This window comes from Pararoseomonas sp. SCSIO 73927 (assembly GCF_037040815.1).
Classification (GTDB): Bacteria; Pseudomonadota; Alphaproteobacteria; order Acetobacterales; family Acetobacteraceae; genus Roseomonas.
Map to the genome: position 1 here is coordinate 5,391,554 of NZ_CP146232.1, position 22,908 is coordinate 5,414,461.

The window sequence follows — 22,908 nt, forward strand, 5'->3', positions numbered from 1 at the left end:
GGCTGCTCCCTATGCCCCCTGCTCAGCCGAAGGACTTGGCAAAGCCGTCGAGGAAGGACGCCAGCGCCTTGTCGTTGTCGCCCGTGATCTGCCCGCTGCTGCGGATCGACTCCAGGATCTCCGGCTTCGTCGCCTTCAGCTCGGAGAGCATGCGGCTCTCGAACTCGCCCACCTTGTTCGTCGGGACCTTGTCCAGGAAGCCGCGCGTGCCGGCGAAGATCGACACCACCTGCTCCTCGACCGGCACCGGCGCGTACTGGGGCTGCTTCAGCAGCTCCGTCAGCCGCGCGCCGCGGGCCAGCAGCGCCTGGGTGGAGGCGTCGAGGTCCGAGGCGAACTGGGCGAAGGCCGCCATCTCGCGGTACTGCGCGAGCTCCAGCTTGATCTTGCCGGCGACCTGCTTCATCGCCTTGATCTGCGCCGCCGAGCCCACGCGGGACACCGACAGGCCGACGTTCACCGCCGGGCGGATGCCGCGGAAGAACAGCTCGGTCTCAAGGAAGATCTGGCCGTCGGTGATGGAGATCACGTTGGTCGGGATGTAGGCCGAGACGTCGCCCGCCTGCGTCTCGATCACCGGCAGCGCGGTGAGGGAGCCGAGGCCAGCGCCCTCGCCCATCTTCGCCGCGCGCTCCAGCAGGCGGGAGTGCAGGTAGAACACGTCGCCCGGATAGGCCTCGCGGCCCGGCGGACGCCGCAGCAGCAGCGACATCTGGCGGTAGGCCACGGCCTGCTTGGAGAGATCATCGTAGAAGATGACCGCGTGCATGCCGTTGTCGCGGAAGAACTCGCCCATGGTGCAGCCCGTGTAGGGCGCCAGGAACTGCATCGGGGCCGGGTCGGAGGCCGTGGCGGCGACGACGATGGAGTACTCCATCGCGCCCCGCTCCTCGAGCGTGCGGACGAGCTGGGCGACGGTGGAGCGCTTCTGCCCGATCGCGACGTAGATGCAGTAGAGCTTCTTGCTCTCGTCGGTGCCGGCGTTGACGGTCTTCTGGTTCAGGATCGTGTCGATGATGACGGCGGTCTTGCCGGTCTGACGGTCGCCGATGACCAGCTCGCGCTGGCCGCGGCCGATCGGGATCAGGCTGTCGATCGCCTTGATGCCGGTCTGCATCGGCTCGTGCACGGACTTGCGGGGAATGATCCCCGGCGCCTTCACCTCGACGCGGGAGCGCGTGACGTCCGTCAGCGGCCCCTTGCCGTCGATCGGGTTGCCCAGGCCATCGACCACGCGGCCGAGCAGGCCACGGCCCACCGGCACGTCCACGATAGTGCCGGTGCGGGCGACGGTGTCACCCTCGCGGATCTGCTGGTCGGAGCCGAAGATCACGATGCCGACGTTGTCGGTCTCGAGGTTCAGCGCCATGCCGCGCACGCCGGCGGAGGGGAACTCCACCATCTCGCCGGCCATGACGTTCTGCAGGCCGTAGCAGCGGGCGATGCCGTCGCCCACGGTGAGCACGGTGCCCACCTCGGCCACGTCGGCCTCGGTGTCAAAGCCAGCGATCTGCTGCTTCAGGATGTCGGAAATCTCGGCGGGACGGATGTCCATGGTCAGGCGGCCCCCTTCATGGCGTATGACAGGCGTTGCAGCCTGGACTTGATGGAAGTGTCGTAGAGGCGGGACCCGATGCGAACGATCAGGCCGCCCAGGATGGACGGGTCCACCGTCTCGGAGAGGCGGACGTTGGAGTACCCGGCCTCGGTGAGGCGGGCGGCGATCTGGGCGCGCTGGGTGCCCGTCAGCGCGTGCGCGGTGGTCACCTCGGCGGTCTGCTGCCCGCGCTGGTCGGCGAGCAGGTTGCCAAAGGCGTGGAGGACGGCGGGCAGCACGGCCAGGCGGCGGTTGGCGATCAGCACGCCCACCAGCTTCTTCACCTCCCCGCCCACGCCCGCGCGGTCCAGCACGGCGAAGGCGCCGGCCCGCTGGGTCTTGGAGTCCAGCCGGGGGTCGGCGAGGAAGGCACGGAACGCCTCGTCGGTACCCACGAGGTCGGAGAGCTTCTCCACCTCGGCGGCGGTGGCGTCCACCGCCTTGTTGTCCTTGGCCAGCTCCAGCAGAGCCAGGGCGTAGCGCCCGGCCGCGCCCCCCGTGACATGGCTGCCCGGGGTGGCGGCGGTCTTGTCGTTGGAGACGGCTTCGGAGGCCACTGGCGATCCCGTTCGAGGGGTGTGAGAACCTTCCGGCCCGTTCCGCGGCCCGCCCCGGGGGCGGTACCTCCGGGCGGGGCCTTCGCGGGCCTTAAGTGGGCGCCCGGAGAATCCCCCCGGCACCGGCGCGCGCCCCTTAACACGGTGCAATGCGGGACGTCCATCGCCCTGCAACGGTTCTATCTTCTCCTCGGCGCTTCCTGGGCTCTCTCCTGGGCTCTCCCCTGGCCGCTTCGGCGACCGGAATGGAACCCTTGGCCCATCTGCCGCGCTTCATGGGGGACCGGGCATGACCGGCCCCACGACAGCCCTCCGGAGGAGGACAAGATGGACAGCGACAAGACCGACCAGAAGCGGGATCACGAGACCGGCCACTGGGTGTCCGACCTCAAGCCCGACGCGACCCCCAACGCCAAGGTGGAGAAGGCGCTGGAGGACACTTTCCCGGCCTCCGACCCCGCGGTGAAGAGCGGCACGACGGGCTTTATCTCGCCGGAGGGCGAGGATACGGGCGCCTCGACCGAGAAGGGCGAGGGCGGGCCGGGTTCGCCCTCCGGCGGCAAGCCCTGAGGCGGGCGGGCCGGCCATGAGCGGCCCGAAGGCCGATCCCTCCTCCGCGGCGTCCTACGAGGGCGCCGCGGAGGAGAAGGCCCTGCGCGAGACCGGCGGCTGGCGGCCCGGTCTCCAGCCCGGGACCGGGCGGGGCGACGAGCTGGACAAGGCCGCGGCCGAGGGCGCGCCGGAGGCCGATCCGGCAACCCGCTCCCCCCTCCCCGGCTTCACTGAGGCGCCCGACGCCACCGAGGAGATCGTCGAGGGCGAGGCCACCGCGATGGCGCGGAACGCGACGGAAGACCTGCCCCGCCAGGGGTAGGTCCTTCCCTCTAGAGGAAGCTGACGGGGTCCACGTCCACCTGGACCCGCACGGCGTTTGGCACCTCCACGCGGGAGAGCCATTCCCGCAGCAGCGGCTGCACCGCCACGTCGCGCCGCGCCTTCAACAGCAGGCGGCGGCGGTGGCGGCCCCGCAGCATGGCCAGCGGCGCCGGCGCCGGGCCCAGCACCTCCACCCCCGTCCCGCCCGGTGCCGACAGCCCGAGATCGCGCGCCACCCGGTCCGCCGCGCGCTCATCCTCCGAACTGACGATCAGCGCCGCCAGACGGCCGAAGGGCGGCCAGTTGCCGGGGCGGCGCGCCTCCGCCTCCTCCGCCATGAAGGCGGGCAGGTCGCCGGAGACGAGGGCCTCCATGACGGGGTGGTCCGGGTTCCAGGATTGCAGCAGCACCCGCCCCGGGCTCTCGGCACGGCCGGCACGGCCGGAAACCTGGTGGAGGAGCTGCACCGTGCGCTCCGCGGCGCGCAGGTCGCCGCCCGCGAGGCCGAGATCGGCGTCGACCACCCCCACCAGCGTCAGATGGGCGAAGTGCCAGCCCTTGGCGACGATCTGGGTGCCGATCAGCAGGTCCACCTCCCGGTCCTGGATCTGCCGCGCCGCCTCCGCGGCGGCGGCAGGGCCGGGAATGGTGTCACTCGCCATCACGAGGCGTCGGGCGTCGGGGAAGAGCACCGCCGCCTCCTCCTGCACCCGCTCCACCCCCGGCCCAATGGCGGTCAGGCTGCCCTCCGCGCCGCATTCCGGGCAGTGCGGGGGGATGGGCTCGGCGTGGCCGCAGTGGTGGCACTGCAGGCGGCGCTGGGCGCGGTGCTCCACCAGCCAGGCCGTGCAGTTGGGGCAGCGGATGCGGTGGCCGCAGGCGCGGCACAGCGTCATCGGCGCGTAGCCCCGGCGGTTGAGGAAGAGCATCGCCTGCTCCCCCCGCGCCAGGGTCTCGGTGATCGCCTCGATCACCGGCGGGGCGATGAAGCGGCCGCGCTCCGGCGGGGTCTTGCGGAGGTCCAGCACCGTCACCTCGGGCAGGCCGGCGCTGCCGTGGCGGGTGGGCAGGTTCAGGGCGGTGTAGCGGCCCTGCTCCGCGTTCGTCAGCGTCTCCAGGCTCGGGGTGGCGGAGACGAGGACGCAGGTGGCCTCCGCCATGCGGGCGCGCACCACGGCCATGTCGCGGGCGTGGTAAATCACCCCGTCCTCCTGCTTGAAGGCGGTCTCGTGCTCCTCGTCCACAATGATGAGGCCGAGGTCCGGGTAGGGCAGGAACAGGGCGGAGCGGGCGCCGACCAGCACCCCCGCCTCGCCATCCGCCACCGCGCGCCAGGTGGCCCGGCGCTGGCGGCCGGAGAGCTCGGAGTGCCAGAGCGCGGGGGCGCAGCCGAAGCGCTCCCGGAAGCGGTCCAGCCACTGGGTGGAGAGGGCGATCTCCGGCAGCATGACGAGGGTCTGCCGCCCCTGGCGCAGGCACTCCGCCACGGCGTCCAGGTACACCTCCGTCTTGCCGGAGCCGGTGACGCCCTGGAGCAGGGTGACGCCGAAGGCGCGCTTCGCCACGGATTCGCGCAGCGTGGCGGCGGCCCCGGCCTGCTCCTCGCCCAGCACGGGGCCGGGATGATCGGGATCGGGGCGGGCGAAGGCCCGCGGGCGCGGCAGCAGGGCGGGCTCGATCAGGCCGTTATCGGCCAGCCCGCGCAGCACGGCGGTGGAGACCCCCGCCTCGTCCGCGATGTCGGCGCCGGCGCGGGGCTCGTCCGGCTCCATCACGTCCAGCACGCGGCGGCGCTGGGGCGTCATGCGGTAGCCCGGGGCGCCGCCCTGCGCGGCCCTCCCGGCGGCGGAGAGCTTCCACCCGGCCTGCTGCCCCGGCGGTTCCAGGGCGGAGGGGACGGACATGGCCATCCGCAGCACAGCGCCGGGCGGGGAAAGCGTGTAGGCCGAGACCCACTCGACGAATCGGCGCAGCGCCGGCCGCATCGGCGGCGCGGGAAGCACGCCGAGGATGTCGCGCAGCTTGCCCTCCGGCAGGTTCGGGTCGGGATCGCCGTCCCACACCACGCCGAGCATCTCCCGCCCGCCCAGCGGCACGGTGACGAAGCTGCCGATCTCCGGAAGGGGGGCGCCGTTCGGCACGCGGTAGTCGTAGGCCCCGCCGCCCGGCGTATCGAGGGGCAGGGGCAGCAGCACGCGGATGCGGCGGACCGGCGGGCCCTTCGGCGCGGCGCCGCGCTTGCCCTTGGCGGTCGCCGCAGGGGCGGAAACAAGGCCGTCCCCGAAGAGGCCGCCGTCGAAGCTCGGCTGGTTGGCGTTGGCCTCGGCCTCTTCCATGGCTATCTGTCCGACCGCAGGCCCTTCAGGACCCCCATCATGAAATTCTTCGTGGACACCGCCGAGGTCTCCGAGATCCGTGCCCTCGCCGAGAGCGGGTTGCTCGACGGCGTCACCACCAACCCCTCCCTGATCGCCAAGGCGGGTCGCCCCATGGCCGAGGTGATCAAGGAGATTTGCGACATCACCCCCGGCCCCGTCTCCGCCGAGGTCACGGCCACCGATTACGACGGCATGATGCGGGAGGGCGAGCACCTCGGCCGCATCGCGCCCAACGTCGTGATCAAGCTGCCGCTGACGGAAGCGGGGCTGCGCGCATGCAAACATATGGTGAACAACGGGGTGATGGTCAACGTCACCCTGTGCTTCTCCCCGGCCCAGGCGCTGCTCGCCGGCAAGGCGGGGGCGACCTACATCTCCCCCTTCGTAGGGCGGCTGGACGATATCGGGCAGGACGGCATGGAGCTGATCGCCGACATCATGCAGATCTACGAGAACTACGACGCGATCCGGACGGAGGTGCTGGTGGCCTCCATCCGCAACCCGATTCACCTGATCCAGGCGGCGAAGCTCGGCGCCCACGTGGCCACCCTGCCGCCGGCGGTCATCAAGTCCCTCTACAAGCACCCGCTGACGGATAAGGGGCTGGAGAGCTTCCTGGCGGACTGGAAGAAGACCGGCCAGTCCATTCTCTGATGCACTCCAAGGCGCTCTGGTCGCTCGGCGTCCTCCTCGTGGCGGTGGGCGTCGCAGCCCACGCAGTGGGGTGGGACGCCCTGCTCTGGTTCCCGCGCTGGGCTCTCGACTCCCTGTTCTGGGTGCCGCTGGCCCTGATGGACGCGATCGCCGCCGCGCCCCTCACCTTCGCGGTGATCGCGCTGGGGGTGGTGCTGATGGTCGCGTCCCGGATCATCGGGCGCGGCCGGGGGCCGTAGGTAAAGCGCGCCAGGGCTTCCCATCCGATCGCGGCGGGAAGCGGGAGGAGGATGGGATGACCGGAAGCACGGCAGATCAGGCCCTGGCAGGGCTGCGGCGCCTTCTGCGCCCCGCCTCGGTCGCCACCGTCGGCGGCTTCCGCCCGCCGGAGGACCCGCTCACCTCCTGGTTCCTCCACGGCACCGGGCGGCCCGGCGAGGCGCTGCCGGAATGGCGGGGCGGGGCGATGTTCCCGCTGCTGCAGATCCGCGTGGACGAGCTGCCCTTCGTCCCGCCCCAGCTTGAGGCGACGGCGATGCTCGTCCTCTTCGTGACGCTCGACCTGTCCCTCGACGCCCCGCACGGCGAGGGCTGGCTGATCCGCGAGTACCCGGCCCTCGACGGGCTCGTGCCGCTGCCCGGGCCGGAGACGCCCTACCGCCCTTTCCCGGTCCGCTGGGATGCGGTGGAGGACGACGCGCCGGGCTGGGAAGACGCCTGGTCGCTGATGGACCTGACCCCCATCAACCGGGACGAGGCGGCGAGCGAGAGGTTCTTCTCCGAGTTTCGGCGCTACGATGGCACCAAGGTCGGCGGCTACCCGCGCGAGGTGCAGCACGGGGCGGGCGTGGAGGACTTCGTGTTCCAGGTCGGGTCCGAGCCGAAGGTCGGGTTCATGTGGGGCGACCGGGGGATCGCGTATTTCCATCGCCCCGCGGATGGCGGGTGGCGGTTCTCCTGCCAGTTCCTGTAGGCCGCCCGGCCCTGGCCCGGCCCCGCCCTTAAAGGGCTGGCCGCGCCAGCGTCGCCCGCCCGCCATGCGCGGCGGACCACCCCACCGGGTCCGCCAGGAAGGCCCCGAGCACCGCCCGGTCCGTCTCCGGCAGCGCCGCCGGGCCTTCCACCGCCAGCACGTCGCGCCAGCTCGCCAGCGCCATCAGGTCCAACCCGAGATGCGCCATCCGCTCCGCCCCGCCGGGGAAGGTGCCGTGGTGGAAGAGGCAGAGGGCGTGCGTCACCTCCGCCCCGGCGGAGCGCAGGCCGCGCGCGAAGGCGGCCTTGCTGCTGCCATCCGTCATCAGGTCGTCGACCAGCAGCACGCGCATCCCCTCCACCGAACCGCCCTCGACCTGGGCGTTGCGGCCGATGCCCAGGGGGCGCTTGCGGACGTAGCGGAGCGGCAGGTCCAGCGCCTCGGCCAGCCAGGCGGCCCAGGGGATGCCGGCGGTCTCGGCACCCGCCAGGGCCTCGGGCGGCTGCGACAGGACGGTGCGGATCGCCCCCGCGGCCAGCGCCACCGCCGCGCGGCGCAGGCGGGGATCGCCGACCAGCAGGCGCACGTCGACATAGGCGGGGCTCGCCCAGCCGGCGGCGAGGATGAAGGGCTGCTCGTGGCTCACCCGCACCGCGCCGCCTTCCAGGAGAAGACGGGCCATGTCGGCGCCCCCGCTCACGCCGCGATCTCCCGCAGGGTGCGGGCCAGCAGCCCGGCACCAACCAGGAAGTCGTCCATCTCCATCGCCTCGTGCGGGTTGTGGGAGCCGTTCTGGTTGCGGACGAAGATCATGGCGCTCGGCACCCCTGCCCCGGAGAACACGGCGGCGTCGTGGCCGGCGCCGCTGGGCACCGGCTCGTCCGGCTGGCCCATGGCGCGCAGCCCGGCGCGCAGGCGCCCGATCAGTTCCTCATCCATCCGCGCCGGGGCCGTGTCCAGCCGGCGGTCGAAGCGGAACCTGACCCCGCGCTCCTCCTCGATCCCCGCGCATTCCGAGAGAAGAAGATCGTAGAAGGCTTCCAGCACCTCCGTGCTCTGGCTCCGCGCCTCCAGGGAGAAGCGGAGGCGGCCGGGGATGCGGGCCAGGGCATGCTCGGCGGGGTCCGTGCCGATGACGCCGGTGGTCACCACCAGGTCCCGCCCGCGCTCCAGCAGGGTGCGCCAGTGGCGGTCCAGCCGGGTGATGAGCTCGGCGGTGGCGAAGACGGCGTCGTGCCGCAGCCAGCGCGGGATGGCGCCGGAATGCCCGGCCTCGCCCACGCACTCCACGGCGCGGTGGCGGACATTGCCGCGAATGCCCGTGACCACCGCCACGGGCAGGTTGCGGGCGATCAGCACCGGCCCCTGCTCGATGTGGAGCTCCAGCCAGCAGGCGAGCGAGGCCGGGTCCAGCAGCGCCTCGCCCCGCGCCACGCGGTCGGTGTCCACGCCCACCCCGCGCATGGAATCGGTCAGCGGGCGGCCGGTGAGGACGTGCGGCGTCGCCAGGTCCTCGGCCGAGAGGCGGCCGAACAGGGCGGAGGAGCCCATGTAGGCCCGGCCGAACCAGGCGCTCTCCTCGCCGCGCAGGGCCATGAGGCGGATGGGGCGGGCGGGTTGGAAGCCCTCGGCCCGGAAGCGCGCCAGGGCCGCCAGCCCCGCCACCACCCCCGCCGCGCCGTCGAAGTTGCCGCCCTGGGGGACGGAAGCGAGGTGGGAGCCGCAGGCGGCCGCCGGAAGGGAGGGATCGCGCCCCTCCAGCGTCACGACGAGGTTCGCGCCCGCGTCCCGGGCCGTCTTCAGCCCCAGGGCACGCGCCTCCTCCTCCAGGATGTCGAGCGCGGCGGACTCGCCGGGGCCGTAGCTCTCGCGGGTGATGCCCACGCCGTCGAAGGAGGTCTCGCGCAACCGGTCGAAGAGCCGCCCCGCGAGCGCGCGCTCCAGCCCTGCCGCCGCGCCGATACCACCGGCCTCGCCCATTCCCTCTCCGCCCCTCTCCTGTCTCGCGGGACCGATTCGCACGGGGCGGCGGACCCTGGCAATCTGCGGGGGATGATCCGCTCCTCCCCCCAGCCCGGCCGCCCGCCCGACGGGCCCTCCACTGGGCCCGCCGACGAGGAGGCGGCGCGCGTCGCGGCCTACCTTGCCGCGAATCCCGGCTTCCTGGCGGAGCGGCCGGCCCTGTACCGCGCCCTGCACCCCCCGGTCCGCGTCCACGGCGAGACCCTGGCCGACCACATGGAGGCGCTGCTGGGCGCCGCCCGCGCCGAGACGGGTGCGGTGGCGGAGGCCGCCCGGGCCGGGCAGGACCTGACGCTGCGCGCCGCCACGGCCGTGACGGCGCTGATCGGCGCGCCCGACCCGATCGCCGTGGTCTCCGCCGAGTGGCCGGCACTGCTGGGGCTGGAGGGCGCCGCACTGGCCGCCGAAGGACCCCCCTCCCCCGGCATCCGGCACCTGCCCTGCGGCGCCGTGGCGGGGATCATGGCCGGGCGCGAGGTGCTGCTGCGCGAAGCCCCCGCGGACGCCGCCCTGCACGGGGAGGCGCACCCGTTGATCGCCCGCGACGCCCTGGCCCGCCTGCCGGGGGCCCGCCCCCGGCTGCTGGTGCTCGGCGCGCGGGAGGCGGGGCGGCTGCCGCTGCGCGGCGCCACCGCTCCGCTGCGCCTGCTGGCCCATGCGCTCGCCCACGCCCTGAACCAAGCGCTGGACGTCCGGCCGTGATCGCGGCCTTTCCCGCGCGGAACGCCTTCCTCGACTGGCTCTCCGGCGAGCGCCGGGCCAGCCCGGAGACGGTGGAGGCCTATGGCCGCGATGTCTCGGACCTGCTGGCCTTCCTCACGGTCCATCAGGGCGGAGAACCGGACCTAGCCGCGCTGCGCCTGGCCGACCTGCGCGCCTTCCTCGCCCATCGCGCGTCCGAGGGGATCGGCAACGCCTCCCGCGCGCGGCAGCTCTCGGCGATCAAGACCTTCCTGCGCTTCCTCGTCCGCCGGCACGGGCTGGAGCCGCTGCCGCTGGGCGGGCTGACGGGCCCGCGCCGCAAGCCGCCCGTGCCGCGCGCCCTGACGGAATCCCAGGCGCGCACCGCCACCACCGACAGCTTCGAGGACAGTCCGGCGCTGGCGGCGCGGAACCAGGCCCTCTTCACCCTGCTCTACGGCTGCGGCCTTCGCATCTCGGAAGCCCTGGCGCTGGACATGCGCGATGCGCCGCGCGCGGGCCAGGGGCTTCGCGTGATGGGCAAGGGGCGGAAGGAGCGGGTGGTGCCCGTTCTGCCGGCGGTGGAGGCCGCGATGGCGGAATGGCTGCGCCACCGCGGCGCCGCGGGGCCGAACGACCCGCTCTTCACCGGCGCCAAGGGCGGGCGGCTGGCGGCCACCGTGGCGCAGCGGGCGCTGCAGGACCTGCGCCGCGCCACGGGGTTGCCGGAGCACGCCACGCCCCACGCGCTGCGCCACTCCTTCGCCACCCACCTGCTGGGCGGTGGGGCCGACCTGCGCGCCATCCAGGAGCTGCTGGGCCATGCCAGCCTCTCCACCACCCAGCGCTACACGGCGGTGGATCAGGCGGGGCTGCTGGAAACCTGGCGGCGGGCCCACCCGCGGGCCGATTGATCACGGAGCCGCAGGGGAGCCGCAGGTCCCGGCGCGATGGCCGGGGCCGGAAGCCGCTTAATCCCCCTGCCCGGCCCCTTACCTCGACCGGCGCGTCGCCCGGGCCCGCTCCCGGGATGCCGCCCCGCGGCGCTCTTCCCGCAGCACCTCGATCGTCGGCTGCCACCAGCCGCGCGCCAGCTCGTCGGGGCCGGGCGGCGTCCGGGCCGGCCAGGCGCGGACCAGCTCCTCATGCTCCGGCCTGCGCCAGGACGCCCAGACCAGCGCCGCGGGGGCGGCAGCGACGGCAGGGTAGAAGCGGGCGGCGAGCGCGGGCTCGACGGGCTCGCCCGTGACGGCCTCGAACACCACGCTCCCGACATGGGTCATCAGGACACGGTCCGTCGGCGGCAGGGCCTGCTCCGGCACGGGATACCGCTTCCGGCGACGCTCGGCGGCCTCGGCCCGCCTCTCTCCATCTTCCGGGGCGGTGGCGCGGGCCTCCCGGCGCTTCCGCCGTTCCTCGGGCTCCGCCTGTCGGGCCGCGGCCTCGATGGCCGGCCAGTGGCGGCGCAGAGCCTCCAACGACCGGAACGGCACCTGCCACGCCCTGGAGGCCGGGTCCCAGCGGGCCCAGGGCACCTCCCGCAGCTCGGCGATGACAGCCCGGGAATACGGTGTCCGGACCACCAGCGCATCGGCGGCCTCCAGGTAGGGACTCTCGATCGGCTCGAAGGTGAAGGCGTCCCGGCCGCGCTCGTCGGCATAGGCCAGCACGCCCGTCCATTCCCGGCCCATCCAGGCCGTCAGCCGCCGTTCCGCCCGGGTGCCCGGCACGAACCAGGCGCCGAGATCCTCGCGCCACCGCGCCTGCGGGAAGGCCTCGCGGAACCGCTCCACCGTCATGCGGTCATAGGGAAAGGCGGCCGTCGCGCCGGGCGGGCCGTCGCCGGCGTCCCGCTGCTTCGCCCTGAAATCCGGTCCGTCCTCGGCCACCGGCCCTCTCCCTTCCCCCCGAGAGACGCCGGGACAGCCCTTCTGGCCCCCGGCCGTCAGCCCCGCGGCGGCGCGGGCAGGCGCAGGCCGAGGTTGCTCGGCACCGGCCATTCCTCCCGCACCCGCCGCACCGCGCGGAACCCGGCCGCGACGTAATTCGGCAGGGCGCGCGGGTGGTCCGCCGTGCAGGTGTTCACCGTCATGAGGTTGCAAGCACCGTCCCAGGCCGTATCGATGGCGTGGCGGAGGAAGGCGCGGCCCATGTGCTGCCCGATGGCCTGCGGCATGAGGCCGAAATAGGAGAGGTTGGTGGTGCCGTCCCAGCGCCGCTCCAGCTCGTAGAACCCCGCCGGCTCCCCGCCGCGGTAGAGGACGTGGATGGACACGGCCGGGTCGCGCAGGATGGCCTCGATCTTCGCGTCCGGCACGGTGCGGCGCAGCCACCAGCACCAGTCGCGCCCCACCGTGTTGTAGAGGTAGCGGTAGAAGGCCACGCTGCAGCCGGGCACGTGGATCACGCCGGCATCGGGCGGCAGGGCCGCCGGCGCGTCCGCCGGCGGGTTCTCCATCCGCAGGAAGGTCACCTCAACCTGGACCGGGATGGTCGTGACCCGGTTCAGGGGATCGGGGGCCGCGGACACCTCAGTTGTCCAGGAAGGACCGGAGCTTTCGCGACCGCGTCGGGTGCTTCAGCTTCCGCAGCGCCTTTGCCTCGATCTGGCGGATGCGCTCGCGGGTCACGTTGAACTGCTGCCCCACCTCCTCCAGCGTGTGGTCGGTGTTCATGCCGATGCCGAAGCGCATCCGCAGCACGCGCTCCTCGCGGGGGGTGAGGCTGGACAGCACGCGGGTGGTCGCCTCGCGCAGGTTGGACTGGATGGCGGCGTCCAGCGGGATGATGGCCGCCTTGTCCTCGATGAAGTCGCCGAGGTGGCTGTCCTCCTCATCGCCGATCGGCGTCTCGAGGGAGATCGGCTCCTTCGCGATCTTCAGGACCTTGCGGACCTTCTCCAGCGGCATGCCGAGCTTCTCGGCCAGCTCCTCCGGCTGCGGCTCCCGCCCGATCTCGTGCAGCATCTGGCGGCTGGTGCGCACCAGCTTGTTGATCGTCTCGATCATATGGACGGGGATGCGGATGGTGCGCGCCTGGTCCGCGATGGAGCGGGTGATCGCCTGCCGGATCCACCACGTCGCGTAGGTGCTGAACTTGTAGCCGCGGCGGTACTCAAACTTGTCCACCGCCTTCATCAGCCCGATGTTGCCCTCCTGGATCAGGTCCAGGAACTGCAGGCCGCGGTTCGTGTACTTCTTGGCGATGGAGATCACGAGGCGCAGGTTGGCCTCGATCATCTCCTTCTTCGCCTGGGTCATGTCGCGCTCGCCGCGGGACACGGTCTGGTAAACGCGCTTGTACTCGGCCACCGGCAGGCCGGTCATGGCCGCCACCTTGCCGATCTCGGAGCGGATGGTCTCCGCGTCGTCGCGGCTGTTCGCGACGAAGGCCTGCCAGGCCTTACCCTTCAGCTTGCCCAGGCGGTCGAACCAGGTCGGGTCCATCTCGGCCCCGGCCCACTGCTCCAGGAACTCGGCGCGCTTGACCTTGTGGCTCTCCGCCAGGCGCAGGATCTGGCCCTCGAAGCCCACCATGCGGCGGTAGAGGCCCTTGATCTGGTCGACCAGCTCCTCGATCCGGTTGTTGTGGAGGTGGACCTTCTGGACGAGGGCGACCAGCTCCTGGCGCTGCTTCTCGTAGGACTTCTCGGACTTGCCCGCGAGCTCGCCGCCCGAGGTGTAGGCCTCCATCCGCTTGGAGGACATCTTCTCCAGCCGGGCGTAGGCGGCCTCGATCGCCTCGAAGGCGGCCAGCGCCTCCGGCTTCAGCTTCTCCTCCAGGGCGGAGAGGGACAGGCCGACGCCCTCGCCCTCCTCGCCCTCCTCGAACTCCTCGGCCTCCGGCGGCGGGCCGTCCGGCATGTCGGCGTTGTTCGTCGCCTCCAGGTCGATCACGTCGCGCAGCAGCAGCTTGCCGGCCACCACCGCCTCGTGCCAGCCGATGATGGCGCGGAAGGTCAGCGGGCTCTCGCAGAGCCCGCCGATCATCATGTCGCGCCCGGCCTCGATGCGCTTGGCGATGGCGATCTCGCCCTCGCGGGAGAGCAGCTCGACGCTGCCCATCTCCCGCAGGTACATCCGGACCGGGTCGTCGGTGCGGCCGAGGGAGTTCTCGTCGACGTTGCCGCCGCTCTCCTCGTCCTCAGACCCCTCCTTGCCCTCCTCGCCTTCTTCCTCGCCCTCGGCCTTCGGCGCGGCCTTCTTCTCGCCGTCCTCGTCGGCGCTCTCCTCAGCCTCAACGAGGTTGATGCCCATCTCGGAGAAGAGGGCCATGGTGTCCTCGATCTGCTCCGAGGAGACCTGGCCCTGGGGAAGCGCGGCGTTGAACTCGTCGTAGGTGATGTACCCACGCTCCTTGCCCTTCGCCATGAGCTTCTTGACGGAGGCCAGGAGGCTGTCGAGCAGCGCGCCCTCCACCGCCTCGTCGCGGTGCTCAGCCGTCTCCGTGCCGTTCGCCACCTTCGTCGCCATGCCAATCTCCCGCCACGGATCCAGATGCCGGCCGGCGGTTTCCACCGCCACCGGAACGAAGCTTCCCTACCCTATGCGCTGGCGCCCTCGGCGCCATCCTCCAGCCCGGTCTCGCCGCTGCGATAGGCGCGCAGGGTCCGAGAGAGGCTGACGACGCGGGCCTGGGCGGCGGGGTTCCCCGCTTCCAACTCCCGCCTTGCCTCTTCCAGGTCCTCGACCAGCGCGCCCTCGCCCCGCAGGAAGCCGAAGAAATGCCACCACCCCGCGAGGGCTTCCCCGGGCTGGGCCTCCGGCCCGGCCTCCCGCGGGAGACCGGTCGCGCGAATCACCCAGGCCCGGGCCTCGTCGAGGCCGGTCTCGTGCAAGTGGGAGACGAGTTCGGCCGAGTCAAGCGAGCCCGGCCCGGCTTCTGACGCTTCCGTGAGGACGAGCCCGGCGTGCCAGGCCAGCAGGGCCGCCTGGAGGGCGGCGGGGTGGCCGTGGGGGAGTTCCAGCAGGGCGAAGGCCTCCTCCACCTCGTTCAGCAGCCAGGGATGAGCGAGGGTGATGCCGAGCAGGCAGCGGGCCTGCTCCTTCCGGGTGGCCTCCTGCTCCGGCACCGTGCGGGGGGGCAGGCGCGGCGGCGGGCGGAAGCCCGGCCGGGCGCCGCCCCTGCCGCCGCCCCTGCTACCGTCCGGGGAGAAGGAACCGGGGGCCGGGCGCGCCTCCCGCGGGCGGCGGGTGCTCTGGAAGAAGCGGTCCAGCAGGGCGCTGCGGTACTCGGCGGCCAGGGATTTGTCGGGAATCTGCCCTGCCGCCGCGACGAGGTCGTTGCGGAAGGCCGCCCTCCCTTCCGGCGTGCCGAGGGGGCGGCCATCGGCCATCAGGTCGTAGAGGGCGACCGAAAGGGGCTTCTTCGCCTTCAGCACCGCCTCGAAGGCGGCCGGGCCCTTGGCGCGGATCAGCTCGTCCGGGTCCTTGCCGCTCTCGACGGTGGCGAAGTGCAGGGTCCGCTCCGTGCCGAGCAGGGGCAGGACCATCTCGGCGGAGCGGGCAGCGGCGCGGAGGCCCGCCGCATCGGCGTCCAGGCAGAGGATCGGCTCCGGCGTGACCTTCCAGATCTCCTCCATCTGCTCCGGTGTCAGGGCCGTGCCGAGCGGGGCCACCGCGCCCGTGAAACCCGCCTGGTGCAGGGCGATGACGTCCATGTAGCCCTCGGCCACGATCAGGTCGGCCTGGCCGCGGAACACCGCCTCCCGCGCCAGGTCCAGTCCGTAGAGGGTGCGGCGCTTGGCGAAGACCTCCGTCTCCGGCCCGTTCAGGTATTTCGGCTGGCCGTCGCCCAGGATGCGGCCGCCGAAGGAGACGATGCGGCCGCGCCGGTCCCGGATGGGGAACATCACGCGGTTGTAGAAGAAGTCGTTGTAGGTCCCCTCCCGCCCCTCCGCTGGCTTCACCAGCCCGGCTTCGGCCAGCTGCCGGGGCTCGATGCCCAAGGGCTTGAGGGCGGCGGTCAGGGCACCCCGGCCGGCGCCGGACCAGCCGAGGCCGAAGCGCTCGATCGTCTCGTCCGTCAGGCCGCGGCGGCGGAGATAGTCCAGGCCCTCGCGGCCCTCCGGCGCGCGGAGCTGGCGCTGCATCTGCTCGGCGGCGGCGGCGAGAACGTCGTGAAGGGTCCTGGCCTTGGCCTCTCGCGCGGCCTGACGGGGGGACTCCTTCGGCACCTCCAGCCCGGCCTCGTGCGCCAGGCGCTCCACCGCCTCCCGGAAGGGCAGGCCCTCGGTGCCCATGGTAAAGCCGATGGCGTCGCCGTGCTGGCCGCAGCCGAAGCAGTGGTAGTGGTCGTCATAGACGTAGAAGGAGGGAGTCTTCTCGTTGTGGAAGGGGCAGCATCCCTTCCACTGGCGCCCGTTGCGGGTGAGCTTGACCTTCCGCCCGATCAGCGGCGGCAGGGGGGTGCGGGCGCGCAGCTCGTCCAGGAAGTTGGGGGGAAGGGGCATGTCTCCCCTTCCTTGTATCCTCTCCGGCTACATCCTCCCAGCAGCCAGCCCTCAGCCCCCCAGCGCCGCCTTCACCATCGGCCCGGCCTTGGCCATGTCCAGCACCGCGGCGTGCTTCGCCTTCAGCGCCGCCATCACCTTGCCCATCTCCTTGATCGAAGCCGCGCCGGTCTCGGCCACGGCCTCCTTCACGGCGGCCTCCATGGCGGCCTCGTCCATCTGCTGGGGCAGGAAGGACTCGATCACCGCGATTTCCGCCTCCTCCTTCTCCGCCAGCTCCGGGCGGTTGCCCTGCCGGTACATCTCCACGCTCTCCCGCCGGCTCTTCACCATGCCGCGGAGCATGGAGGTGATCGCCTCGTCCCCAATCTGGTCCACCCCGCTGGGACGGGAGGCGATGTCCGCGTCCTTCAGCTTGGCGGTGATCATCCGGATGGCGGAGGTGCGGGCCGCGTCGCCGGCGCGCATGGAAGCCTTCAATTCTTCGGTGAAGCGGGCGCGCAGGCTCATTGCGGGTTCTCCTGATCTCGGGGGCGCGGTGTAGATCGGATCGGCCTGGAGGGCCATGCAAGCGGTTGGGAAGAGACTTCCCAGGCCGCCAGGCGGGCCGCTCTTCCATTGGGAAAAAATTTCCCACATAAGGGTGGCATGCGGACGGTCGAGCAGATTCTCACCCTCATGGGGGGCGCCAGCGCCGCGGCGGCGCATTGCGGCGTGGGCACAGAGGCGATCCGGAAGTGGCGCCAGGCCCGCGCCATCCCGCCGCGCCACTGGACGGCGGTGCTGGCCGCCACCGGCCTCTCTCTTGCAGATCTTCCCCGCGCCGAAACCAACCCCGCCCCGGAGCCCGAGATGAGCCCTGCCGCCACCCCTGCCCCGGACGCCAACGCCGACACCGTGCCCGAGGGGGCGACGGCCTGCCTCGTGCTGGGAAACGGCAAGGTGATCTGGGGCCACGGCTTCGGGGCCGCCGGCAAGAAGGTCGGCGAGGTCTGCTTCAACACGGGCATGACCGGCTACCAGGAGACGCTGACCGATCCCTCTTACGCCGGGCAGATCATCACCTTCACCTTCCCCCATATCGGCAATGTCGGCGCCAACGCCGAGGACACGGAGGCGACCACCGCCGCCGCGCTCGGGCTGGTGGTGAAGGCGGACATCACGGAGCCCTCCAACTACCGCGCCACGCGGGACCTGGATGACTGGCTGAAGAGCAACGGCCTGCCCGGCATCTCCGGCGTGGACACCCGGGCGCTCACCACCCTCATCCGCGAAGCCGGCGCGCCGAACGGCGTGATCTGCCACGCCCCGGACGGGGTCTTCGACCTGCCTGCGCTGCGGGCGGAGGCAGCGGGCTGGCCGGGGCTGGAGGGGATGGACCTGGCGAAGCAGGTCTCCTGCACCCAGTCCTACCGCTGGGATGGCGGGCTCTGGGCCTGGGGCCAGGGCTACGCGAAGGAGACGGCGCCGAAGCACAAGGTCGTGGCGGTGGATTACGGCGCCAAGCGCAACATCCTGCGCTGCCTGGCCGATGCGGGCTGCGACGTGACGGTGGTGCCCGCCACCGCGACGGCGGAGGAAATCCTGCGCCACGGGCCGGACGGCGTGTTCCTCTCCAACGGCCCCGGAGACCCGGCGGCGACGGGCGAGTACGCGGTGCCGGCGATCCGGGGCGTGCTGGACGCAGGCAAGCCGGTCTTCGGCATCTGCCTGGGCCACCAGCTCCTCGCCCTTGCGCTGGGCGCGAAGACCTACAAGCTGGACCGCGGCCACCGGGGCGCGAACCAGCCGGTTAAGGACCTCGCGACTGGGAAGGTGGAGATCACCAGCCAGAACCACGGCTTCGCGGTGGACGACAAGTCGCTGCCCGAGGGCGTGAAGGTCACGCATGTCAGCCTCTTCGACGGGTCCAACGAGGGCATTTCCTGCGAGGGGCGCAACGCCTTCTCCGTGCAGTATCATCCGGAGGCCTCGCCGGGGCCGAGCGACAGCCACCACCTGTTCCACCGCTTCACCGACATGATCGACCGGGTGAAGGCGGGCTGACTTGCCGTCCCTCGCCTCCCTCCTCGCCTTCGCGGCGCTCTCGGTCGGCCTGGCGATCACGCCGGGGCCGAACCTGTTCTACCTGGTGTCGCGCACGCTGACCCAGGGAACACGGGCGGGGATGCTGTCGCTGATCGGGTGCCAGACCGGCAGCCTCGTCATCATGCTCGGCGCGGCGCTGGGCGTGACGGCGGCGTTGCTGGCCGTGCCCTATGCCTACGACGCCATGCGGCTGGGCGGCGCGGCCTATCTCGGCTGGCTGGCCTGGGGGAGCCTGCGGCCGGGCGGGCAGGCACTGTTCTCCCCGCGGCCCATCCCGGCGGAGAGCGGGCGGCGCCTCTTCATCCTCGGTTTCGCGACGGCGGCGCTGAACCCGAAGGTGGCGCTGTTCTACGTCGCCGTGCTGCCGGCCTTCATGGACCCGGCGCGGGGCAGCCTCTTCACCCAGGGCCTCGTGCTCGGCGCGGTGCAGATCGCCATCTGCACGGTGTTCGACGCGCTTCTGGTGGGCGGTGCCGGCGGCGTGGCGCGGTTCCTCTCCACCCGCCCGGCCTGGCTGGCCGTGCAGCGCTGGGTGCTGGGCGGGGCGCTGGCCCTGCTGGCCGTGAAGCTGGCGACGGATCGACGCGCATGATCCGCCTGCTGGTCCTCGCCCTCCCCCTCTCCCTGCTGGCCTGGTGGACGCTGACCCGCGTGGGCCAGCCGCGCGACAGGGCGTGGCTGGGCGGGATTGCGATCTCCTTCGTGGCGCTCGGCGGGATCGTGTTCTTCGCCGACGACGACCGGCAAGGGGGCCGCGCCCTGGCCGCCGCCCTCTGGGCCGGGGTTCACGCGGTGCTGTTCCTGATCGGCAGGCCGTTCCTGGGGAGGGCGCGATGACGCCGCAGCTGCTCGCCGGCGCCGTCGCCATGATCGGCGTGCTGGCGCTGATCCTGAACCTGACGATCGTGCAGGCGATCTATCTCTTCGCCTTCTCCTACCTGCTCTTCGCGGCCGCCGCGGCGGCCACGACGCTGCTCTTCCGCTGGGCCATCAAGCTCTTCCTCACCCCGGCCCTGCGCGTCGCCGCGGCCCTGACCGGTTCGCTCGCCCTGCACGGCTGGGCCTGGTGGGACGGGTGGCACCCGCTCGCCGAACTCGCGCCCTCATCGGACCCGGCCGCCGTGGCCGGCGCCCTGCTCATCGCCCATGCGCCGGTGGCGGTCCTGCTGCTGCGCGACCTGCCCGGCGCGGCCCCGCCCGCCGCCCCGACCTCTCGCTGAACGAGACGCCCATGCCCAAGCGCACCGACATCCAGTCCATCATGATCATCGGCGCCGGCCCGATCATCATCGGCCAGGCCTGCGAGTTCGACTATTCCGGCGCCCAGGCCTGCAAGGCGCTGCGCGCTGAGGGCTACCGGGTGATCCTGGTGAACTCCAACCCCGCCACGATTATGACGGACCCGGAGCTGGCCGACGCCACCTACATCGAGCCGATCACCACCGAGGTGGTGGAGAAGATCATCGCCAAGGAGCGGCCGGACGCCATCCTGCCGACCATGGGCGGGCAGACCGCGCTGAATACCGCGCTGAAGCTGGCCGAGGCGGGCGTGCTGGCGAAGTACGGCTGCGAGCTGATCGGCGCCAAGGCCGAGGTGATCGACAAGGCCGAGGACCGGCTGAAGTTCCGCGATGCCATGACGAAGATCGGCATCGAGAGCCCGCGCTCCGGCATCGCGCACTCCATGGAGGAGGCGCGCGCGGCGCTGGAGATGGTGAAGCTGCCCTGCGTCATCCGGCCGAGCTTCACGCTCGGCGGCACGGGCGGCGGCATCGCCTATAATCGCGAGGAGTTCGAGCAGATCGTGGCCGCCGGCCTCGACGCCTCCATGACGACCGAGGTGCTGATCGAGGAGAGCGTGCTCGGCTGGAAGGAGTTCGAAATGGAGGTGGTCCGCGACAGCGCGGACAACTGCATCATCGTCTGCTCCATCGAGAACCTGGACCCGATGGGCGTCCATACCGGCGACAGCGTGACGATCGCGCCGGCGCTGACGCTGACGGACAAGGAATACCAGCGCATGCGCGATGCCAGCATCGCCTGCCTGCGCGAGATCGGCGTGGATACCGGCGGCTCCAACGTGCAGTTCGGCATCAACCCGGTGGATGGCCGCATGGTCGTCATCGAGATGAACCCGCGCGTCTCCCGCTCCTCCGCGCTCGCCTCCAAGGCCACCGGCTTCCCGATCGCCAAGATCGCGGCGAAGCTGGCGGTGGGCTACACGCTGGACGAGCTGGCGAACGACATCACCAAGACCACCCCGGCCGCCTTCGAGCCGACGATCGACTACGTGGTGGTGAAGATCCCCCGCTTCACCTTCGAGAAGTTCCCGGGCACCCCCGCGACGCTGACCACCGCGATGAAGTCCGTGGGCGAGACCATGGCCATCGGCCGCTCCTTTGCGGAGGCGCTGCAGAAGGGCCTGCGCGGGCTGGAGACGGGGCTTTCCGGCCTGGACGAGATCGCCATTCCCGGCGACGGCTCCGAGGAGGCGATGATCGGCGCGCTCGCCACGCCGACGCCGGACCGGATCCTGACGGTGGCCCAGGCGCTGCGTGCGGGCCTGTCGGTCGAGACCATCCACAACGCCTGCAAGTTCGACCCCTGGTTCATCCGGGAAGCCGAGAAGATCGTGCGCGCCGAGGCCGGCGTGATCGAGAACGGCCTGCCCACCGATGCCACCGGCTTCCGCCGGCTGAAGGCCATGGGCTTCTCCGACAAGCGGCTGGCGAAGCTGGCCGGGCTGCACGAGCCGGAGGTGCAGGTGCGGCGCGAGCGGCTGGGCGTGAACCCCGTTTACAAGCGCATCGACACCTGCGCGGCGGAGTTCGCCTCCTCCACCCCCTACATGTACTCCACCTATGAGGGCGGCTTCGGCACCCCGGTCTGCGAGAGCGATCCGACGGACCGGCAGAAGGTGGTGATCCTCGGCGGCGGCCCGAACCGGATCGGCCAGGGCATCGAGTTCGACTACTGCTGCGTCCACGCCGCCTACGCGCTGCGCGAGGCCGGGTTCGAGACCATCATGGTCAACTGCAACCCGGAGACCGTCTCCACCGACTACGACACGTCGGACCGCCTCTACTTCGAGCCGCTGACGGGCGAGGACGTGATCGCCCTGATCCGCAAGGAGCAGGAGCGCGGCACGCTGCTGGGCTGCATCGTGCAGTACGGCGGGCAGACCCCGCTGAAGCTCTCCCAGGCGCTGGACAAGGCGGGGATCCCCATCCTCGGCACCTCGGCCGAGGCCATCGACATCGCGGAGGACCGGGAGCGCTTCCAGCAGATGCTCCAGGGCCTCGGGCTGAAGCAGCCGCAGAACGGCATCGCCCGCAACCTGGAGGAGGCGGAGAAGGAGGCGGAGCGCATCGGCTACCCCGTGGTGGTGCGCCCCTCCTACGTGCTCGGCGGCCGGGCGATGGAGATCGCGCACAACCACGAACAGCTGCTCCGCTTCGGCAAGGAGGCGGTGAAGGTCTCGGGCGAGAACCCCATCCTGATCGACCAATATCTGCAGGACGCGATCGAGGTGGACGTGGACTGCATCGCCGACGGCGATGGCGAGGTCTACGTGGCCGGGGTGATGGAGCACATCGAGGAGGCCGGCATCCATTCCGGCGACTCTGCCTGCTCCCTGCCCCCCTACTCCCTGCCGCCCGCCATCATCACGGAGCTGAAGGCCGAGACCGAGGCCATGGCCCGGGCCCTGAAGGTGAAGGGCCTGATGAACGTGCAGTACGCCGTCAAGGACGGCGAGATCTTCGTGCTGGAGGTGAACCCCCGCGCCTCCCGCACCGTGCCCTTCGTGGCGAAAGCGACCGGCGTGCCGGTGGCGAAGATCGGCGCCCGCGTGATGGCCGGCGCGAAGCTGGCGGAGTTCCGGCTGGATGACAGCCTGATCAACCGCCACGTCGCGGTGAAGGAGGCGGTCTTCCCCTTCAACCGTTTCCCTGGCGTCGATGTGCTGCTGGGCCCGGAGATGAAGTCCACCGGCGAGGTGATGGGCCTCGACCTCTCCTTCGAGCGGGCCTTCCTCAAATCCCAGATGGGCGCGGGGGTGAAGCTGCCGGAGAAGGGCACCGCCTTCGTCTCGGTGAAGGACACGGACAAGGCGGCGGCCGTCTCGCTCGCCCGGCGCCTGGCGGAGATGGGCTTCGACATCATGGCCACCCGCGGCACCGCGGCGCGGCTGCGGGAGGCGGGGCTGGCCGTTCGCGTGGTGAACAAGGTGCTGGAGGGCCGGCCGAACTGCGTGGACGCCATCAAGTCCGGCGAGATCCAGCTGGTGATCAACACCACCGGTGGCGGGCGCTCCGTTTCCGATAGCTTCGACATCCGCCGCGGGGCCCTCACCCAGGGCGTTCCCCACTACACAACCGTCGCGGGTGCCCGGGCGGCGGTGCACGCCATCGCGGCGCTCCGGGCGGGCACTCTTGATGTGGCGCCGCTCCAGGCGTATTTTCAGCCTTCGTTCTCGTAGGGTCCGAGAGGGCCCCACCCGACAAGGGGCGGGACCGGCCGAAAGGCCGGCACCCGCCCCAAGCGTTTCAGCCGCCGCGTCCCCATGCTCCTGCGAGGGCTGGGGGCGCGGCGGCCGCATCTAGGCCGGCCCGGTGCCCTGAAGGGGTGCG

The 22,908-nt window shown here is 71.9% G+C and carries 22 protein-coding genes; 12 read left to right on the forward strand and 10 right to left on the reverse strand.

Annotated elements, in window-relative coordinates; genetic code table 11:
• Nucleotides 1-22: 22 nt before the first annotated feature.
• Both atpA and VQH23_RS25480 read right to left on the reverse strand, forming a co-directional pair.
• On the reverse strand, nt 23-1,555 hold the full coding sequence (atpA, locus tag VQH23_RS25475; RefSeq protein WP_338663488.1) for a F0F1 ATP synthase subunit alpha: 1,533 nt from the start codon (nt 1,553-1,555) through the stop codon (nt 23-25).
• A 2-nt stretch (nt 1,556-1,557) separates the two neighbouring features.
• The gene (locus VQH23_RS25480; protein WP_338663489.1) at nt 1,558-2,154 is read right to left on the reverse strand and encodes a F0F1 ATP synthase subunit delta; all 597 of its coding nucleotides are present in this window, start codon (nt 2,152-2,154) and stop codon (nt 1,558-1,560) included.
• A gap of 327 nt (nt 2,155-2,481) precedes the next feature.
• Here VQH23_RS25480 and VQH23_RS25485 point away from each other — a divergent pair, with 327 nt between their 5' ends.
• Both VQH23_RS25485 and VQH23_RS25490 read left to right on the forward strand, forming a co-directional pair.
• Entirely contained in the window at nt 2,482-2,724 is a 243-nt protein-coding gene (locus tag VQH23_RS25485) for a hypothetical protein (RefSeq protein ID WP_338663490.1), read from the forward strand.
• 16 nt (nt 2,725-2,740) lie between these two features.
• Nucleotides 2,741-3,028: a hypothetical protein gene (locus VQH23_RS25490; RefSeq protein ID WP_338663491.1), complete on the forward strand. Its 288-nt coding sequence runs from the start codon at nt 2,741-2,743 to the stop codon at nt 3,026-3,028.
• 10 nt (nt 3,029-3,038) lie between these two features.
• Here the strand turns inward: VQH23_RS25490 and VQH23_RS25495 are convergent, their stop codons facing one another.
• On the reverse strand, nt 3,039-5,366 hold the full coding sequence (locus tag VQH23_RS25495; protein WP_338663492.1) for a primosomal protein N': 2,328 nt from the start codon (nt 5,364-5,366) through the stop codon (nt 3,039-3,041).
• 39 nt (nt 5,367-5,405) lie between these two features.
• Here VQH23_RS25495 and fsa point away from each other — a divergent pair, with 39 nt between their 5' ends.
• Genes fsa through VQH23_RS25510 form a run of 3 tightly spaced genes read left to right on the forward strand, consistent with a single transcriptional unit; the run spans nt 5,406 to nt 7,035 of the window.
• Entirely contained in the window at nt 5,406-6,062 is a 657-nt protein-coding gene (fsa, locus tag VQH23_RS25500; RefSeq protein ID WP_338663493.1) for a fructose-6-phosphate aldolase, read from the forward strand.
• The gene (locus VQH23_RS25505) at nt 6,062-6,301 is read left to right on the forward strand and encodes a hypothetical protein (RefSeq protein WP_338663494.1); all 240 of its coding nucleotides are present in this window, start codon (nt 6,062-6,064) and stop codon (nt 6,299-6,301) included. Before fsa ends, VQH23_RS25505 begins: the two co-directional genes overlap by 1 nt.
• Nucleotides 6,302-6,357: 56 nt before the next feature.
• Nucleotides 6,358-7,035 (forward strand): DUF1963 domain-containing protein, encoded by a 678-nt coding sequence (locus VQH23_RS25510; RefSeq protein WP_338663495.1) that lies wholly within the window; start codon nt 6,358-6,360, stop codon nt 7,033-7,035.
• Between the two features lie 28 nt (nt 7,036-7,063).
• On the opposite strand, the gene VQH23_RS25515 is transcribed toward VQH23_RS25510, so the two are convergent.
• Entirely contained in the window at nt 7,064-7,735 is a 672-nt protein-coding gene (locus VQH23_RS25515) for a phosphoribosyltransferase family protein (RefSeq protein ID WP_338663496.1), read from the reverse strand.
• Nucleotides 7,732-9,015 carry a hydantoinase/carbamoylase family amidase gene (locus VQH23_RS25520; RefSeq protein WP_338663497.1) on the reverse strand — a complete coding sequence of 428 codons (1,284 nt, stop codon included), beginning with the start codon at nt 9,013-9,015 and terminating at the stop codon, nt 7,732-7,734. The genes VQH23_RS25515 and VQH23_RS25520 overlap by 4 nt, the downstream gene beginning before the upstream one ends.
• A 72-nt stretch (nt 9,016-9,087) precedes the next feature.
• Here VQH23_RS25520 and VQH23_RS25525 point away from each other — a divergent pair, with 72 nt between their 5' ends.
• The gene (locus VQH23_RS25525; RefSeq protein ID WP_338663498.1) at nt 9,088-9,759 is read left to right on the forward strand and encodes a hypothetical protein; all 672 of its coding nucleotides are present in this window, start codon (nt 9,088-9,090) and stop codon (nt 9,757-9,759) included.
• The gene (locus tag VQH23_RS25530; protein WP_338666162.1) at nt 9,759-10,652 is read left to right on the forward strand and encodes a tyrosine recombinase XerC; all 894 of its coding nucleotides are present in this window, start codon (nt 9,759-9,761) and stop codon (nt 10,650-10,652) included. Before VQH23_RS25525 ends, VQH23_RS25530 begins: the two co-directional genes overlap by 1 nt.
• Before the next feature lie 78 nt (nt 10,653-10,730).
• Here the strand turns inward: VQH23_RS25530 and VQH23_RS25535 are convergent, their stop codons facing one another.
• From VQH23_RS25535 to VQH23_RS25555, 5 genes are all read right to left on the reverse strand, one after another.
• Nucleotides 10,731-11,627, reverse strand: coding sequence for a hypothetical protein (locus tag VQH23_RS25535; RefSeq protein WP_338663499.1), 897 nt, complete (start codon nt 11,625-11,627; stop codon nt 10,731-10,733).
• Nucleotides 11,628-11,683: 56 nt separating this feature from the next.
• The gene (locus VQH23_RS25540) at nt 11,684-12,268 is read right to left on the reverse strand and encodes a GNAT family N-acetyltransferase (RefSeq protein ID WP_338663500.1); all 585 of its coding nucleotides are present in this window, start codon (nt 12,266-12,268) and stop codon (nt 11,684-11,686) included.
• Between the two features lies 1 nt (nt 12,269).
• Entirely contained in the window at nt 12,270-14,210 is a 1,941-nt protein-coding gene (gene rpoD / locus VQH23_RS25545) for an RNA polymerase sigma factor RpoD (protein WP_338663501.1), read from the reverse strand.
• Nucleotides 14,211-14,281: 71 nt separating this feature from the next.
• Nucleotides 14,282-16,189 (reverse strand): DNA primase, encoded by a 1,908-nt coding sequence (gene dnaG, locus VQH23_RS25550; RefSeq protein WP_338663502.1) that lies wholly within the window; start codon nt 16,187-16,189, stop codon nt 14,282-14,284.
• A 51-nt stretch (nt 16,190-16,240) separates the two neighbouring features.
• The gene (locus VQH23_RS25555; RefSeq protein WP_338663503.1) at nt 16,241-16,699 is read right to left on the reverse strand and encodes a GatB/YqeY domain-containing protein; all 459 of its coding nucleotides are present in this window, start codon (nt 16,697-16,699) and stop codon (nt 16,241-16,243) included.
• Nucleotides 16,700-16,837: 138 nt separating this feature from the next.
• On the opposite strand from VQH23_RS25555, the gene carA reads away from it, so the two are divergent.
• Genes carA through carB form a run of 5 tightly spaced genes read left to right on the forward strand, consistent with a single transcriptional unit; the run spans nt 16,838 to nt 22,757 of the window.
• On the forward strand, nt 16,838-18,235 hold the full coding sequence (carA, locus tag VQH23_RS25560) for a glutamine-hydrolyzing carbamoyl-phosphate synthase small subunit (RefSeq protein ID WP_338663504.1): 1,398 nt from the start codon (nt 16,838-16,840) through the stop codon (nt 18,233-18,235).
• 1 nt (nt 18,236) lies between these two features.
• The gene (locus VQH23_RS25565) at nt 18,237-18,869 is read left to right on the forward strand and encodes a LysE family translocator (RefSeq protein WP_338663505.1); all 633 of its coding nucleotides are present in this window, start codon (nt 18,237-18,239) and stop codon (nt 18,867-18,869) included.
• Entirely contained in the window at nt 18,866-19,114 is a 249-nt protein-coding gene (locus VQH23_RS25570) for a hypothetical protein (protein WP_338663506.1), read from the forward strand. The genes VQH23_RS25565 and VQH23_RS25570 overlap by 4 nt, the downstream gene beginning before the upstream one ends.
• Complete coding sequence (locus tag VQH23_RS25575) at nt 19,111-19,497, forward strand: hypothetical protein (protein ID WP_338663507.1); 387 nt, start codon at nt 19,111-19,113, stop codon at nt 19,495-19,497. The genes VQH23_RS25570 and VQH23_RS25575 overlap by 4 nt, the downstream gene beginning before the upstream one ends.
• An 11-nt stretch (nt 19,498-19,508) precedes the next feature.
• Complete coding sequence (gene carB, locus VQH23_RS25580; protein ID WP_338663508.1) at nt 19,509-22,757, forward strand: carbamoyl-phosphate synthase large subunit; 3,249 nt, start codon at nt 19,509-19,511, stop codon at nt 22,755-22,757.
• Nucleotides 22,758-22,908 lie beyond the last annotated feature (151 nt).